Origin of the sequence: Agrobacterium sp. SORGH_AS_0440 (assembly GCF_031453135.1) — a bacterium.
GTDB classification, from domain to species: Bacteria; Pseudomonadota; Alphaproteobacteria; order Rhizobiales; family Rhizobiaceae; genus Agrobacterium; species Agrobacterium pusense.
This window is the reverse complement of sequence record NZ_JAVIYR010000001.1, coordinates 566,247-580,690: the sequence shown is the minus strand read 5'-3', so window position 1 is coordinate 580,690 and position 14,444 is coordinate 566,247. Positions and strand designations below refer to the sequence as shown.

Annotated in this window: 13 protein-coding genes and 1 pseudogene; 5 read left to right on the top strand and 9 right to left on the bottom strand. The window is 59.8% G+C overall.

Annotated features, from left to right (window positions below; genetic code table 11):
• Nucleotides 1-147 precede the first annotated feature (147 nt).
• Nucleotides 148-1,355: pseudogene (locus tag QE453_RS02715) on the top strand (IS481 family transposase).
• 3 nt (nt 1,356-1,358) lie between these two features.
• Here the strand turns inward: QE453_RS02715 and QE453_RS02710 are convergent.
• A complete protein-coding gene (locus QE453_RS02710; protein ID WP_309776332.1) occupies nt 1,359-2,360 on the bottom strand; it encodes a DUF2125 domain-containing protein in 1,002 nt (333 codons plus the stop codon).
• 49 nt (nt 2,361-2,409) lie between these two features.
• Between QE453_RS02710 and QE453_RS02705 the strand changes: the two genes are divergently transcribed.
• The gene (locus QE453_RS02705; RefSeq protein ID WP_004445654.1) at nt 2,410-2,961 is read left to right on the top strand and encodes a gamma-glutamylcyclotransferase; all 552 of its coding nucleotides are present in this window, start codon (nt 2,410-2,412) and stop codon (nt 2,959-2,961) included.
• On the opposite strand, the gene QE453_RS02700 is transcribed toward QE453_RS02705, so the two are convergent.
• The 4 genes from QE453_RS02700 to ftsE all read right to left on the bottom strand — a co-directional run bounded on the left by QE453_RS02700 (nt 2,934) and on the right by ftsE (nt 6,349).
• Nucleotides 2,934-3,731 carry a 1-acyl-sn-glycerol-3-phosphate acyltransferase gene (locus tag QE453_RS02700; protein WP_022563015.1) on the bottom strand — a complete coding sequence of 266 codons (798 nt, stop codon included), beginning with the start codon at nt 3,729-3,731 and terminating at the stop codon, nt 2,934-2,936. The genes QE453_RS02705 and QE453_RS02700 overlap by 28 nt on opposite strands.
• 114 nt (nt 3,732-3,845) lie before the next feature.
• Nucleotides 3,846-4,577 (bottom strand): YdcF family protein, encoded by a 732-nt coding sequence (locus QE453_RS02695; RefSeq protein WP_035209126.1) that lies wholly within the window; start codon nt 4,575-4,577, stop codon nt 3,846-3,848.
• Between the two features lie 111 nt (nt 4,578-4,688).
• Nucleotides 4,689-5,693 carry an ABC transporter permease gene (locus QE453_RS02690; RefSeq protein WP_309776331.1) on the bottom strand — a complete coding sequence of 335 codons (1,005 nt, stop codon included), beginning with the start codon at nt 5,691-5,693 and terminating at the stop codon, nt 4,689-4,691.
• Nucleotides 5,690-6,349: a cell division ATP-binding protein FtsE gene (gene ftsE, locus QE453_RS02685; RefSeq protein ID WP_004445648.1), complete on the bottom strand. Its 660-nt coding sequence runs from the start codon at nt 6,347-6,349 to the stop codon at nt 5,690-5,692. The genes QE453_RS02690 and ftsE overlap by 4 nt, the downstream gene beginning before the upstream one ends.
• Before the next feature lie 197 nt (nt 6,350-6,546).
• Between ftsE and QE453_RS02680 the strand changes: the two genes are divergently transcribed.
• From QE453_RS02680 to QE453_RS02670, 3 genes are all read left to right on the top strand, one after another.
• Nucleotides 6,547-7,218 (top strand): DUF3426 domain-containing protein, encoded by a 672-nt coding sequence (locus tag QE453_RS02680; RefSeq protein ID WP_042935785.1) that lies wholly within the window; start codon nt 6,547-6,549, stop codon nt 7,216-7,218.
• A 67-nt stretch (nt 7,219-7,285) separates the two neighbouring features.
• The gene (gene hpt / locus QE453_RS02675) at nt 7,286-7,828 is read left to right on the top strand and encodes a hypoxanthine phosphoribosyltransferase (protein ID WP_004445644.1); all 543 of its coding nucleotides are present in this window, start codon (nt 7,286-7,288) and stop codon (nt 7,826-7,828) included.
• Nucleotides 7,829-7,970: 142 nt separating this feature from the next.
• Nucleotides 7,971-8,330: a response regulator gene (locus QE453_RS02670; RefSeq protein WP_309776330.1), complete on the top strand. Its 360-nt coding sequence runs from the start codon at nt 7,971-7,973 to the stop codon at nt 8,328-8,330.
• A 256-nt stretch (nt 8,331-8,586) separates the two neighbouring features.
• Here the strand turns inward: QE453_RS02670 and QE453_RS02665 are convergent, their stop codons facing one another.
• The 4 genes from QE453_RS02665 to argH all read right to left on the bottom strand — a co-directional run bounded on the left by QE453_RS02665 (nt 8,587) and on the right by argH (nt 14,430).
• On the bottom strand, nt 8,587-11,283 hold the full coding sequence (locus tag QE453_RS02665; protein WP_309776329.1) for a TIGR02302 family protein: 2,697 nt from the start codon (nt 11,281-11,283) through the stop codon (nt 8,587-8,589).
• Between the two features lie 166 nt (nt 11,284-11,449).
• Nucleotides 11,450-12,718, bottom strand: a complete 1,269-nt coding sequence (gene lysA / locus QE453_RS02660; RefSeq protein WP_112554709.1) for a diaminopimelate decarboxylase — start codon at nt 12,716-12,718, stop codon at nt 11,450-11,452.
• A gap of 13 nt (nt 12,719-12,731) precedes the next feature.
• Nucleotides 12,732-12,935: an LPS translocon maturation chaperone LptM gene (locus QE453_RS02655; protein ID WP_004445637.1), complete on the bottom strand. Its 204-nt coding sequence runs from the start codon at nt 12,933-12,935 to the stop codon at nt 12,732-12,734.
• A gap of 94 nt (nt 12,936-13,029) precedes the next feature.
• Entirely contained in the window at nt 13,030-14,430 is a 1,401-nt protein-coding gene (gene argH / locus QE453_RS02650) for an argininosuccinate lyase (RefSeq protein WP_309776328.1), read from the bottom strand.
• Nucleotides 14,431-14,444 lie beyond the last annotated feature (14 nt).

Sequence of the window (14,444 nt, the reverse complement as noted above, 5' to 3'; positions counted from 1 at the left end):
CGGATTCGATCCGGCCATCAAACCGCTGGTAAAGTGTCAAGGCCTTGCTTTCGTCATCCTCGGGCTTGTTGTACAGCCCGGAGACATAGTTGACAGATGTTCGGAGACATCCCTGACACTTTTTCTGCTTGGCAGAGGAGGGTCTGGATGGCTTGGCGGGAGATTTCTGTCATGGATCAGCGCGCAGAGTTTGTGATGCTTGCGAGGTTGGATGGGGCCAATGTTTCGGCCCTGTGCAAGCGCTTCGGCATCAGTCGGCAGACGGGTTATCTCTGGCTGCGGCGATCAAAGGCGGGAGAGACCGTAGCGGATCGCTCCCGTCGTCCGCATTCGAGCCCTCCACGGACATCCGATGATCTGGAGCGCAGTGTTCTTGATATACGTGACGAGCACCCTGCCTGGGGTGCTCGCAAGATCGCAAGACGACTGCAGGACCTGGGCATGGAGCCTCCTTCGGCATCCACCGTGCATGCTGTCCTGTCCCGCCATGGTCGGATCGGACCGCATGCGGGTGAGCGTATGGCACAGGGCCGCTTCGAGCGCGATGCACCGAACCTTCTCTGGCAGATGGACTTCAAGGGGCGCACGCAAATGGCCTGTGGCAACTGGTGCTACCCTCTGACGATCATCGATGATCACTCCCGCTTTGCCATCGCAATCGAAGCTTGCCCCAATGAGCAGCTGGAGACCGTGCGCGCCAGGCTGGAGACCATCCTTCGCCACTATGGCATGCCGCTAGCCATCTATTGCGATAATGGCAATCCATGGGGAACCGGTACGCCAAACCAGTGGACACGCCTGCGGGTCTGGCTTTTGAAGCTTGGCATCGAATTGATCCATTCACGACCCTATCATCCGCAGGGCCGTGGCAAGAACGAACGGTTTCATCGCAGCCTCAAGGCCGAGGTAACGGACTTCGCCACGCTGAGCGATCAGACACATGCTCAGAGAGCTTTTGATCGCTGGCGTGAGATTTACAATCACCATCGCCCGCACGAAGCGATCGGCATGGCCGTTCCTGCAAGCCGCTATCGACCTTCCCCACGCCCTTTTCCCCACCAGCTTCCCGAGCCCGTCTACGACAGAAGCGAGATCATCCGTAGCGTCAGCTCCACCAAAGGCTATGTCAGTTTCAAGGGAAAGGCATGGCGCATACCCAACGCCTTTAGAAGCGAGCGTCTGGCCATTCGCCCCCTCAACCGCACAGGTCTCTTCGGCGTCTTCTTTGGAGCGACCCAGATCGCTAAGATCAACCTTGAAGACAAACTCTGACTGTCAGGGATGTCTCCGAACACATGTCAGGGATGTGTCCGGTCTTTACACTTGTCCCAAGGATGACGTCGATTACGGGCTAACCCTCAGATCGGCGGAATCTTGCCCAGCGGGATAAAGCCGCTGATCGTGGCGCGGCCGCGGTCCACTACGAGATCGACGGACGCCCTGTCACCGCCGCCGGCGAGTGCGCCGAGCAGCTTGCGCGCCGTGTCGATGGTAGATTGCAGCTGTGGAAACGCCTGCTTGGCATTGTCAGACCACGCGCCGAGCTTTTCGATCTCCAGCTTGAACTTGCCGGAGAGATAACCCTCGTTATCGAAGGAGAAGGGGCCGCTGATGCGCATGACACGGCCTTCGCCGATATCGGCGACCAGCCGGCGAAGCTCGCCGCTTGCGCCATAAAGGCCAGCTGTATCGCTGCCATCCACCATGCCCGCTTTGCCGGCGAGTGTGACATCGGCAATGGCGTTGAGGCGCGGAAGAATCTGCGGCCAGTCCTTGATGACGGTCGCGGAGTCCGTGAGCGTGATCGCGCCATCGAGATCAGCGCCGTTCTGGCGCAGGTGCATCTCCGTCTTGACGGCATCGAAGTCGATGGTCTGGCCGGTGACCGAGGAAACCGCCTGCGCCTTTAGCCCATCGATGAAGAGTGAGCTGCGGTCAATGCCCTTCAGCCTGGTGACGATGCTGGACTGCATGTTCTTCCATTCTGCTGAAATGGTCAGGCCGTGGGCCGAGCGGATTTCCGCAGGCGAATCGAGTTCCCAGACGATATGGCCGGGATTGTAGACCTGTGCCGCCGAGCGCAATTCGCCAAAGGAGGCGGAGACGCCGTTCTGGCTGTCATCCACCGTCACCTTCGAGCAGAAGAGGCCGATGCGGAAGGGATAACCCTTGAAGGCGATATCGCTGCATTCGCCGCTGACGCTGCGGGCCTGCGAGGGGGAAATCACGTTCAGGACAGTCTGCTTCAGCCTGTCGGCGGCGTAAAACCACCCGGCGGTATAAAGTCCGATAACCACGAGGATGGCGATGGCGAGCCAGAGGAATTTTTTGGCCGTGCCGGATTGGCTTGACGCTGCCATATTGATCTCCGATGAACAGACTTCAGGGAATTTTGATTTGGCTTGGGATATGGACGATTTTTGGGTCTTTGGCTACGGTTCGTTAATGTGGAACCCTGGCTTCGCCTTTGAGGAGAGGCAGCAGGCACGATTGCACGGTTATCGGCGCTCGCTCTGCATCAGCTCCAATTTTTACAGAGGCACGGAAGAAAAGCCCGGCCTCGTTCTCGGGCTGGAACGCGGTGGTTCATGTCTTGGCGTCGCTTTTCGCGTGCGGGGCAAGGATCATGATCCCGTCATGGCCTATCTGCGTGAGCGCGAACTGGTGACGAACGTCTACAAGGAGCGGGTAGTTTCGATCGCGCTTTCCGACGGCCGGCGCGGCAGTGCCGTGACCTACGTGGCCGATCCCGCGCATGAGCAATATATCGGCGGTCTCGGCGTTGCCGAATCGGCTGTCATCATCGCGGCTGCGGCCGGTCGCTCCGGTCCGAACACGGATTACGTCTTCAACACCGTGCAGCATCTGCAGGACATGGGCATACGCGATTCCTTGCTGGAGAGCATCGCTGCCAATGTGGGCGCGCTTGTCGCTCAGCCAGCCGTTGATTCCTTGCCCTGAAGTTCGGCAATCCGCTTCACCGCAGTCGGCGGCAAGGGCAAATGCGGATTGTTGCTCACGGTTTCCAGCAGCAATTCGTCGCTCGCCTTTTCCGTGACATCGATCAGGCGCTTGAAGAACACATCGGGGTCGAGCCCCGGTTCGATTGCGGGCAGGATACGCACCTTGAAATGGCCGGGATAACGCATGGTGGAACGGCGCGGCCAGAAGAGGCCCGGATGCATGGCGACGGGAATGACCGGAACCTGAAGGTCACGGTAAAGCCTCGCGATGCCGTAACGATATTCAGGCTCGGCGCCCGGCGGCCGGCGTGTCCCTTCGGGATAGATGATGAGTTCGCGCCCCGCGGCCATTTCCTCTTTCGCGCGCTCCATCACCTTCAGCATCACCTTACCGCGTGCGGCGCGGTTGACCGGGATCATCCTCTGTTTCATCGCGTACCAGCCGAACAGCGGGATCCACAAAAGTTCGCGCTTTAGAATATAGACCGGATCGGGAAGGTTGGGCAGCAGCGCATAGGTGTCCCAGAAGGACTGGTGCTTCGGCGCGAAGATGCAGCCAGTCTCTGGAATGTTTTCCAGCCCTTCGATCTCGAAGGTGGTGCCGACGATGGTTTTCATCAGCCAGTGATTGGAGCGCGCCCAGTTCTTCGGGATTTCGTAGGCGATCTTGCGTGGCAGGATAAAATAGATCGGCGTCAGCACGATCATGCGGACAATCAGGTTGAGATAAAACAGCGTATTGAAAAGAAAAGAGCGCAGCTTGAGCATCAACAGCCTTCCCGGGACGCAGCCGTTTCGAAGTCTTTAGCGTTTCGATGCCGGATGCCGATGTCAGACGCCTACACGAAAACAAGGGGCGGCAGCAAGCGTGTTTCTGGATGCTTATGAGGAAGCTGCAGTGACTTTAGGCGCAGTGTGATCGGCAGTGGCCTTGCGCAGGCCATCGCCCTTGCCGAAGCCCGTCAGGTCACGTCCGGCCGCCGCCACGAATTTCAGATATTCATAAAGCATGGTTCTCACCACATCCGGTTCCACGAACCAGTTGGTGCGGGCAAGATCGGCGCTGATGACGGGATAGGCGATGAATTGCGTGTGTGGGCTGGCGCTGCGCAATTCATGAAGGCTGCGATGCATGTGATAATTATTTGTGACGACCACGATGGAAGAGTAGTTGTGATCGCGTATCCAGCTCGCCGCCTCATTGGCGTTACCGATCGTATCTATCGCCTTGTAGCCCATGTCCACGCAGCAGGTGAACATATCGGACGACCCTTGCGTCATCTTGCGTATCTGCGAGCGCGTTGTGGCCGGGTTGACGCCTGAAATCAAAAGCCGTTTGCCCACGCCGTCTCTCAGAAGGCCGACCGCCTGTTCGATGCGCTGATAACCGCCAGTGAGCACGATGATGGCATCGCCTCTGGCACCCTCGGGCGGGCGCATCGAGGCGACAGAATCCGCAAACCACAGGAAACCACCGGAAAATGCGCCGAGCGCGATGACGCAGAGCAGGATGAGGCCGCGGATAAAACGGCGCAATGGACCACGCCGCGCCAAAAGCCCCTTTCGGGCCGGTCGCGTCGCTGCCTGATCCTGGTCCGTCCGACTCACAAACATTCCTCCTGATTACTCGCCGATTAAGGCAAGGAACAGGCATTTTTGTCCACCGTCCGCAGGTTACATCCCGTTCGTGACGGTTTCAGTTTTTCCGCTAGATTCATCGTGTCATCACGATGCCAGGCCGTCGCTTTTCGACGGATCGGACCGGACGCGATCGATATCGTCGATGGTGCGGATGACGGTGAGGCGTGCGGTGATGGTGGTGAGAAGCGCGATGATGATCATCGTCATCGCAATGCCGAAATAACCGCCAAGGCCGACGGAAAAGGAGCCAAAAAGCACACTTGCCTGATCGCTCTGGGGGGTGGCGACGGTGCTCGACTGCCAGAAACCGGCGACGAGGAACACGGCGGCTGCCAGCGCACTGCCCGCTGCCGCGCCCTTGAGGCTGATCTTCAGGAAGTGTTTCTGGAATTCCCGCGCCACGAAGCTGCTCTCCGCGCCGACAAAATGCAGAACCTCGACAATGTGCCGATTGCCGGAAAGCGCGCCGCGGGTGGCAAATACGACAGTCAGCACCATGGCTGTGAACACGAGAACGAGGACGCCAACGCCGATCATGACAGTGGTTCTTGCCATGGAAACGAGCCGGTCGACCCAGGTGCGATGGTCGTCCAGAAATGCCTGTGGAATCTCGGCCTTCAGCATATCCCGCATCGCCTGGAAATCGGGCGGATTGTTTTCATCGATGGTGATGACGACGAGACGCGGTATGGGAAGTTCGGAGAGATCGAGCCCGCTGCCGAGCCACGGCTCCAGCAGGCGCGATGTCGCCGCATCGTCAAGAATGGTGCCATCGCGGGTGCCGACGAAGGTGAGCGCCAGATTGCGCGCCTTGTTCAGCGCTGCATTCATGTCCAGCCCGTCCTCGGGTTTGATCTGGATGGTGATCTCACGGGAAATCTGGCTCTGCCACGTGGCGGCAGTGGCGCGCACCATGGAAACGGCGCCGAGCGTGAGGCAGGCGAGAAAAGCCATGATGGCGATGACCACCATCAGCGCATTGCCCTGAATGTTGGAGGGCGGCAGAATGGGTGCCATCGGGCGGATGCGCATGGGCGGACGCTTCGGCTGCGCCGCTTCCGGCTTCAACGGTTTGCGGGGTGATCTCATTCATAGATGTCGAGCCGCCCTTCGGTCAGGATCATCCGGCGCGCATCGATCTGGTCCATCAGGCCGAAGTCATGGGTGGCGATAACGACGGCGGTGCCCAGCCGGTTGAGTTCCAGAAACAGGTTGAGAAGGCGCTTGGCCATCGGCGGATCGACATTGCCGGTCGGCTCGTCGGCCAGCAATATTTCCGGCTGGTCCATCAGCGCGCGGGCAATGGCGGCGCGCTGCTTCTCGCCGCCGGAAAGGATCGCCGGCAGCACGTTGACACGCTCGCCGAGCCCAACCCATTTCAGAAGCTCGATCACGTCATTGCGATAGGCGCTTTCTTCCTTGCCACGCACGCGCAGCGGCAGGGCGACATTCTCATAGGTCGTCAGATGATCAAGCAGCCGGAAATCCTGAAACACGATGCCGACGCGTCGGCGCAACATCGGCAGCTCACTGCGCGGAATGCGTGACACATCGCGATTGAACATGCGGATATTGCCGCGGGTCGGCTGCAGCGACATCAGTAGCAGGCGCAGGAGCGTTGTCTTGCCGGCGCCCGAGGGGCCGGTCAGAAACTGGAACGACCCTTTGGGAATATCGAAGGTCATGTCCCTCAGGATTTCGGGTCCCATGCCGTAACGCAACCCGACATTTTCGAAATGGATCAACGGACTTCCAGTCTCTTCGTTTCGTGGTGGTTCGCAAGCCGCTGGGATGAAGCCGGAGGGCGCGGTCTACCCCGGTTCGGGACGCCCGGCGAGCGGTTTTTGCGAAGCATTAACCATTTAAATTTAAAACTTGGCAGGATTCGTTGCAATGCCCAGTTTTGCGGGCCGGAAAACCTCACCCAAGGAATTCTATGGCTATGTTCCGTTCATCTCGCCGGCAAGCGGCATTCGATTTTGACCTCCTGATGCCTGAGACGCCGCTGCGCCGCACGGCGCGGGGGGCAAACCCGACAGTTGACGTGGTAGACGCGGAATTTGTCACCATCAAGGAAAACCGTCCGCGCCAGCCCGGAAACGACAATCGCGGCGCGAGGCCCCTGGACGGTGCAAAACCACCTGTCACCATCGGTGTGCTCGGCCTCGCCTTCATCGGCTGGCTGGATCGCAGATTATCCCTCCTTTCGGCGGACGCTTATTCCGCGCTGGTGGCGGGGCTCGCCATTCTTGTTTTTGTCTGTTCAGGCGGCCTCTCGGTGGTGGTGCCGGAAAAGACCGCTGTAGCAGCTTTGGTCAGTCCCCTCGCCATTTCCCATGTCACCGTGACGCCGCAGGAGGCGGGCGGTATGGATATCCTGCTCATCAATGGCATCGTGGAGAACAACGGCGGCAAGCTCGAAGAGGTGCCGGCCCTTCGCGCCGACCTTTTTGCCGCCAAGGGACAACTGGTGGCCAGCATGGTCATTGAACCGCCGGTTAAACAGATGCAGCCCGGTTTCAGCCACGGTTTTTCGGCAAAACTGCGCCATCCCGGTGGAAAAACGCCCGAGATCAAGCTTTCCTTCGTTGAGGCGGGTGCGTCCGGACGCTGACTGTGCTAACGCCTGTCTTCTATTTTTACTGAAAGGTAAAATCGCAAGGCGCAGCACAGGAGTAAGAATGCCCGTCGTCCGTGGAAAAAATATCGAGCCGCTTTATACCGCCGAGCAGATTGCAGAGCGCAATCGCGACATGGCCAAGCACATTGCCAGCGGCCCGACCAAGGATCTGCTCGTCATTGCCGTGCTCAAGGGATCGTTCATTTTCGCGGCCGACCTTATCCGCGCGCTGCATGACAGTGGTCTAGCCCCCGAAGTCGAATTCATTACGCTGTCGAGCTATGGCACCGGCACGGTTTCGCAGGGCGTGAGGATCGTCAAGGATATCGACAGCGACGTGAAAGACCGCGACGTCCTGCTGATTGACGACATTCTCGAATCCGGCCGCACGCTGCGCTTCGCCAAGGAACTGCTTTACGAACGTGGCGCTCGCAACGTCACCATCGCCGTGCTTCTCGACAAGAAAGTCAAGCGCAAGGAAGATCTGGAAGCCGATTATGTCGGTTTCGAATGTCCTGATTATTTCGTGGTGGGTTACGGCATGGATGTCGCTTATGCGTTCCGCGAGCTGCCCTTCGTCGGCGTTGTCACCGGCGACGCCTGAGCAGTTTTCCCGTGCCGGAACGGCACAGCGAAGAGACGCCTCATTAACCATTCACCCAGCCAAAGCCTGGGTGTTTACCTCTTGAAAAGAGGAGCCTGCGATGTTGCTCACGGCTGGAAATGATGCCCAGGAGCAATGAGTAATGGCGAAGATTCTGATTACCGAAGACGAGGATGCGCTGCGTTCTTTCGTGGCGCGGGCGCTACGTCTCGACGGTCACGAGACCCATGAGGCGGCAGACGGCGAGCAGGGCCTGGAAAAGCTTCAGGAAACCAGTTTCGATCTTCTTCTTTCGGATATCCGCATGCCGGCCATGGATGGCATCGAGCTGGCGCACCGCGCCGCCGAAAGCTTCCCGGCCATGCGTATTTTGTTGATGACCGGTTACGCCGAGCAGCGCGAACGGGCGGATGATCTGGCGACAAAGATCGTGGACGTGGTTTCCAAACCCTTTGCACTTCCGGATATTCGCAAGGCTGTGGCACGGGCGCTTGCGGCCTGAGTGGTAAGGGCGCAGAGATTAAAGGGCGGCCGTCGGGCCGCCTTTTTTGTTGGTCAGCCCCCTGGCTCAGCGCAGTTCCCTACCTCCGTCATTCCGGCCTTGAGCCGGAATCCAGCCAGCCCAAGTCCTTGGGCTGAAAGAACTCTTTCCGCCGCGCAGACGCGCGTCTGCTGGATGCCGGATCAAGTCCGGCATGACGGAAACTTTAGCTTCTGAAACAGGATGTAACGAGGCGCACCATTACCTGTGCGAACCCTCACCTGATATCCAGCAACCGCTCGAGATAACGCCGTTCCACCTCACCCGGCGGATTGTTGCCGAGCTTTTCGCGGATGGCGTCAAGAATCTCGCGGGCGCGTTGCACGTCTATTTCGTCAGGCACCTTCACCTGATCGCCAAAGTCAGGGCCGGTGGTACTGCGCGGACGGCCGAGCGGGTCGCGGCCGTTCTGGCCGCCTTGACCGGCCATGCCTTCCTGCCCCTGACCAGGCTGCTGGCCCTGCTGGCGCATGGCCTGCATGATCTGGCCCATCATGTCCTGTGCGCCCTGGCGCAGCGCATTCAGCGCATTGCCCTGGCCCTCGACGGCCTGTTCACCCTGGCTCTTGCCCAACGCCTCACCGGCGCCCTGCATTTCCTGCTGCGCCTTGCCGAAATTTTCGCCCGGCTCCATGCCGAGATCGCGAAGTCCCTGCTGCAATTCGCCGAGCTGCTTGCCGAGGGCATCCTGCTGGGCCCGCAGGTTTTTCAGCGCTTCGCGCAATTGCTCGGCGGTCATCTGGTCCGTCTGCTGCTGTCCGCCCTGTTGGCCATTCTCACCCTGTTGGCCTTGCTGGCTCTGACGCTGTTGCTGGCCGTTTTCGCCCATCTGCTGGTCGTCGCTTTCGCCGCCCTGCTGCGGATCACCGCGCTGCATCCGGTCGCGCAATGCCTGATCCAGCTTGAAGGTTTCGTCCATCAGCTTCTGCTGCTGCTGCAGGATTTCGCCAAGCTTGTCGATCTGCTGGCGCATCTTGCTGCTCTGCTGCTGGCCTTGCTGCCCCTGACGCTGCGGTCGGCCGGCTTGCAGATTGTTCATCATGCGCTGCAATTGCGAGAGCATTTCCTGCGCGGCATCGCGATTGCCGGAACGGGCGAGATTCTCGATCTGGTTCATCATGTTTTCCAGATCGCGTTGGCGCAGCACGTTCTGTGCCTGTTGGTTCATGTTGGCTTGCGGCGCATTCTGCATGCGTTGCGCAAGCTCGCTCATGAACTGCTGCATCGCCTCGCGCAGCTCCTGCATGAGCTTGGCCACTTCTTCATCGGAGGCATTGCGCTGAAGCGCCTCGGAAAGGGCGGTCTGTGCATCGCGCAGGCGCTTTTCCGCCTGCGAAAGATCACCATCCTCGATGCCCAGTGCGATCTCCCAGAGGTAATCCGCCGTGTCCTTCAGCATCTCCTCATTATAGGCGAGCCGCATGCGGGTCTGCGCCGATTGCAGCAGGAGATAATGCGTCGTGTTGGTAATGGTCTCTTCCGGGCGCATTCCAACCGCCTCGTTATAGGCGATCGCCTTCGGCATCTGGCGTATGTCGAGCGAAAAAATCTGCCGCTGTTCGGCAATGGAAGCAGCCAGCGGTTCGGAGAAATTGCGGCCCGGCAGCACCATTTCATGCGGAGGGCTGCGGCCGGTCTGGCCTGCACCGTCAGTCGCCACCAGTGTAATACGCACGCGTTTCCCGGCCATCGGATGTTCGGTCAGGTTGCGGCTGGTCAGGCCCTTGATCTCGCGATTGTTCTGCCGCGGCAGATCGAGCTTGAATTCCGGGGGCGGGTAAAGCGCTGTCGCGCCTTCGGCAACGCCGACAGGCTCAATAATTGCGTGAGCTTCCTTCAACCCGTAATCATCCTTGGCCGTGAAGCCGATTTCCAGCGCGCCGTTGACGGCGCGGCGCGGCATGTTGTCGAAGGCGATGCTGGGCGGCTGGTCCGGGATGACATTGAACACCCATTGCTCGCCATTGGCGGTTATCATGCCGCTTTCGGTGACATCCATCGCGAAGGTGCGCGGTGCCAAGGGCTGATCCGCCAAAGGAGCCTGCGCCGGAACCGCGACATCACCGCTCGCACTGTTGGCCCGGGTTGTTTCGGGAGCGAGCTTTTGCAGGGCGCCCGCCATTTCCGGTTCGAAGGTCACTTCTTCGCCGCCATCACCACCGGTCATGCGGATCGTCAGCCTGGAGGACTGCGGCACGGAAACCGCGTCGCGGTTGGTCGCGTCACGCCCAGTCAGGAAAATCGGTGCGCGGCCGGTATAAGAGGGCGGCGTAACCCAGGCGTCCAGTCGAATATCGGGATTGAGCGGACCCACGGTCGGTTGGCTGCGGAAGGCATCGGCAATCGTGCCTGCGCCGTTGGAAAAGGAAAAACCGAAGGCAGCAGCCAGAAGAAGGGCGGGAACGGCGCGTAGGGCGAGACGGTCATAACGGGCGATATCGGGCTTCGGCAGACCGGCATTCAGTGCGGCGATACGCTCCGCCATGCGGATCTGGTGTTCCTTCCAGAGCGTTCTGGAAAAAGGCGTGTCGAAGGCCGGTTCGTCTTCCTGTACTCCAACAGGTTGGTGTGCAAGACCGTTGCGATCTTCGAGAAGGCGGGAAGCGTCGTTGTCAGTCGGCCATTTCAGCCGCGCGATCGGCAGGAGAGTGGCGATGAAGGCGAACACGAGCACGAAAACGACGCCGAGCCGCAGAAAATCCGGCATGTGCCGGTAAAGGCCGAACCAGGCAAGCGCCAAAAACAGAGCGGCAATAGAGAGCGGCCATAGCGTTTTCGGGGCGATCTTCTCCGAAAGCAGAACGATTTTTGCGAAGAAACGCTTGGCGGCAACCCGGCGGGCAAGGTCCGGCCGCTGCACGAATGCGCCAGTGGAGCGCTTTCTGCCTGTCCTGTCCTCTCCGGCTGTGGTCATCAATCCGTTCTCCCGGTTCTGGCCACGTCAACGCCATTCCCGGAACGGCGAGTTCTCCATATCACAGAGGCAAGGATAACATTCTTTGTGGCGAAGACGAGGGCAGCCAAGCCCTCACCCCCATTTTTTAGGCAGCTTCGCTCAATTGTGATCGGCTGCAAGCGGATCAGTCGAGCCAGGCGGGCACGGAATCGAGGGCGATCAGCTCTTCATACGTGCCGCGGGGGCGGATGACATGGAATTTGTCACCCTTGACCAGCACTTCCGGCACCAGCAGGCGGGAATTATAGGTTCCTGCCTGCACCGCACCATAGGCGCCAGCGGAACTGACGGCGATGAGATCGCCCGGTTGCGGTGCGGCCATGTCGCGGTCCAGCGCCAGATAATCGCCGGTTTCGCAGACCGGGCCGACGATATCGGCCTTGATGCGCGGCGTATCCTCTGCCGGTTGCACCACCGGGCGGATGCCGTGATAGGCCTCATATAGTGTCGGACGGATGAGGTCGTTCATCGCGCCGTCAACGATTACAAAGGTCTTTTCGCCGCCATCCTTCACATAGATGACTTCCGTTACGAGAATGCCGGCATTACCGACGATCAGGCGGCCGGGCTCGGTGACGATCTTGCAGTCGAGGCTCTTCAACTCGTTCTTGACGATATGCGCATAGGCATCCGGCAAAGGCGGCGGATTATTGTCGTCGCGGTAGGGAATGCCGAGGCCGCCGCCGATATCGACGTGGCTGATCGCATGGCCATCGCCGCGAAGCGCTTCCACCAGTTCGCGCAGCAGCCGGAAGGCGTCCTCGAAAGGCTGCAACTCGGTGATCTGGCTGCCGATATGCATGTCGATGCCCGTGACTTCGATGCCGGGCAGGGTTGCAGCATGGGCATAGACGGCGCGCGCCCGCTCATAGGAAATGCCGAACTTGTTTTCTTTCTTGCCGGTGGAAATCTTGGCGTGGGTGCGCGCATCCACATCAGGGTTGATGCGGAAGGAGACATGCGCCCGCTTGCCCGCCTTGATGGCGCGCAGATTGAGGACTTCCAGCTCCGGCTCGGATTCGATGTTGAAACAATAAATGCCCACATCCAGCGCATAATCCATTTCCGCAACCGTCTTGCCGACGCCGGAGAACATGATGCGGTTTGCCGGCACGCCAGCAGCCAGAGCGCGACGCAATTCACCGCCGGAGACGACGTCGATACCGGCGCCGAGCTTTGCCAGCGTCTTCAGCACCGCCTGGTTGGAATTGGCCTTCATGGCATAACAGACCATGGCGTCCACATCGGCAAACGCACCTGAGAACACCTTGTAGTGGCGCTCCAGGGTTGCGGTCGAATAGACGTAGAAGGGCGTGCCGACCGCCTTGGCGATCTCGGGCACGGGCACGTTTTCGGCGTGCAGCACGCCGTCGATATAGCCAAAATGGTTCACGGCTTTTTACCCGTCAGAGAAGCTTGTCGAGAATGAAGGGCCGTTCCGCCGTTGCCGGCTTCGGCTCACTGCCATCGGCGGCGCGCTTGTTGCGCATTTCGACCGGCGTGCTCGGCGGATCGATGTCGCCCTTGCGCCCGCAGGCGCTGAGAGCGAGGCTTACGGCAAGCGTCATGCCGATGGGAACGATGAGTTTGCGCACGGATTTTGAAAGCATGGGCCTGTCCAAAGGAAATATGTGCATCTCTGATAACGAAAAACAGGGCGCTTGTGCACCCTGTTTCTTGTGATCGCGGCTTAACGCAGATTTATCAGTTGCGGCCGCGCCACCAGGCGATTTGTTTGCGTACCTCCGAAGGAGCCGTGCCGCCGAAGCTTGTGCGACTAGCGACCGATGCTTCCACCGAAAGAACATCGAAAACGCTATCGGTGATGCCGGGGTGGATGGCCTGCAATTCCTCCAGCGAAAGATCGGCGAGATCGCAGCCTTTCTTTTCCGCCAGCGCCACGGCATTGCCGGTCACATGGTGAGCATCGCGGAAGGGCAGTCCCGCTTCGCGCACCAGCCAGTCGGCAAGATCTGTCGCGGTGGAATAACCTGAACCCGCCGCTGCGCGCATGCGGTCCTTGCGTACTTCGAGGTCGCGGATCATGCCGGTCATGGCGGCGATCGCCAGTTCCAGGCTTTCGGCGGCGTCGAAAACCTGTTCCTTGTCTTCCTGCATGTCCTTGGAATAGGCGAGCGGCAGACCCTTCATCACGGTGAGGAGAGCGATCAGCGAGCCGTTGATGCGGCCGGTCTTGGCGCGCACCAGCTCAGCGGCATCAGGGTTCTTCTTCTGCGGCATGATCGACGAGCCCGTGGAAAAGGCGTCCGACAGGCGGATGAAACCAAATTGCGGCGTCGACCAGATGACGATCTCTTCGGCAAGACGCGACAGATGCGTGGCGCAGATGGAGGCGATCGACAGGAATTCCAGCGCGAAATCGCGGTCGGACACGGTGTCGATGGAGTTGCGGGTCGGCTCGCGGAAACCGAGCGCCTTGGCCGTCATGTGTCGGTCGATCGGGTAGCCGGTGCCGGCAAGGGCGGCCGCACCAATCGGGCTTTCGTCCATGTGCTCGATGGCGTGGCGTACGCGGGCGCGGTCACGGCCGAACATTTCCACATAGGCCATGCAATGATGGCCGAAGGTGACAGGCTGCGCCGTCTGCAAATGCGTGAAGCCGGGCATGACAGTATCGGCGTTTTCCTCGGCGCGGTCGAGGAAGGCAGCGATGAGCGCCGTCAGCATGCCTTCGGTCTTCTGCAATTCTTCCTTGACCCACAGGCGGAAATCGAGCGCCACCTGGTCGTTGCGCGAGCGGGCGGTATGGAGGCGGCCGGCGGCCGGGCCGATGAGGGTGGCAAGCCGCGCTTCGATATTCATGTGAATATCTTCGAGCTTGCGGGAGAATTCGAAGCTGCCGGATTCGATCTCTGACAGGATCGTGTTCAGGCCTTCGCTGATCTTGTCTTTATCTTCAGGCGAAATAATGCCTTTAGATGCCAGCATGGCGGCATGCGCCATAGAGCCGCGGATATCCTGGGCGTAAAGTTTCTTGTCGAAGCCGATGGAGGCATTTATCTCTTCCATGATGGCAGATGGCCCGGAAGCGAAACGCCCGCCCCACATCTGGTTGGAGGATTTCTGATCTGTGCCGTCAGCCATGTGTGATGCCCTGG

Coding starts and splice junctions, on each gene's coding strand:
- hpt (WP_004445644.1), top strand. CDS start 7,286: ATGCCCGTCGTCCGTGGAAAAAATATCGAGCCGCTTTATACCGCCGAG.
- QE453_RS02655 (WP_004445637.1), bottom strand. CDS start 12,935: ATGCTTTCAAAATCCGTGCGCAAACTCATCGTTCCCATCGGCATGACG.
- QE453_RS02695 (WP_035209126.1), bottom strand. CDS start 4,577: ATGTTTGTGAGTCGGACGGACCAGGATCAGGCAGCGACGCGACCGGCC.
- QE453_RS02670 (WP_309776330.1), top strand. CDS start 7,971: ATGGCGAAGATTCTGATTACCGAAGACGAGGATGCGCTGCGTTCTTTC.
- QE453_RS02665 (WP_309776329.1), bottom strand. CDS start 11,283: ATGACCACAGCCGGAGAGGACAGGACAGGCAGAAAGCGCTCCACTGGC.
- QE453_RS02690 (WP_309776331.1), bottom strand. CDS start 5,693: ATGAGATCACCCCGCAAACCGTTGAAGCCGGAAGCGGCGCAGCCGAAG.
- QE453_RS02680 (WP_042935785.1), top strand. CDS start 6,547: ATGTTCCGTTCATCTCGCCGGCAAGCGGCATTCGATTTTGACCTCCTG.
- QE453_RS02705 (WP_004445654.1), top strand. CDS start 2,410: ATGGACGATTTTTGGGTCTTTGGCTACGGTTCGTTAATGTGGAACCCT.
- QE453_RS02700 (WP_022563015.1), bottom strand. CDS start 3,731: ATGCTCAAGCTGCGCTCTTTTCTTTTCAATACGCTGTTTTATCTCAAC.
- QE453_RS02710 (WP_309776332.1), bottom strand. CDS start 2,360: ATGGCAGCGTCAAGCCAATCCGGCACGGCCAAAAAATTCCTCTGGCTC.
- argH (WP_309776328.1), bottom strand. CDS start 14,430: ATGGCTGACGGCACAGATCAGAAATCCTCCAACCAGATGTGGGGCGGG.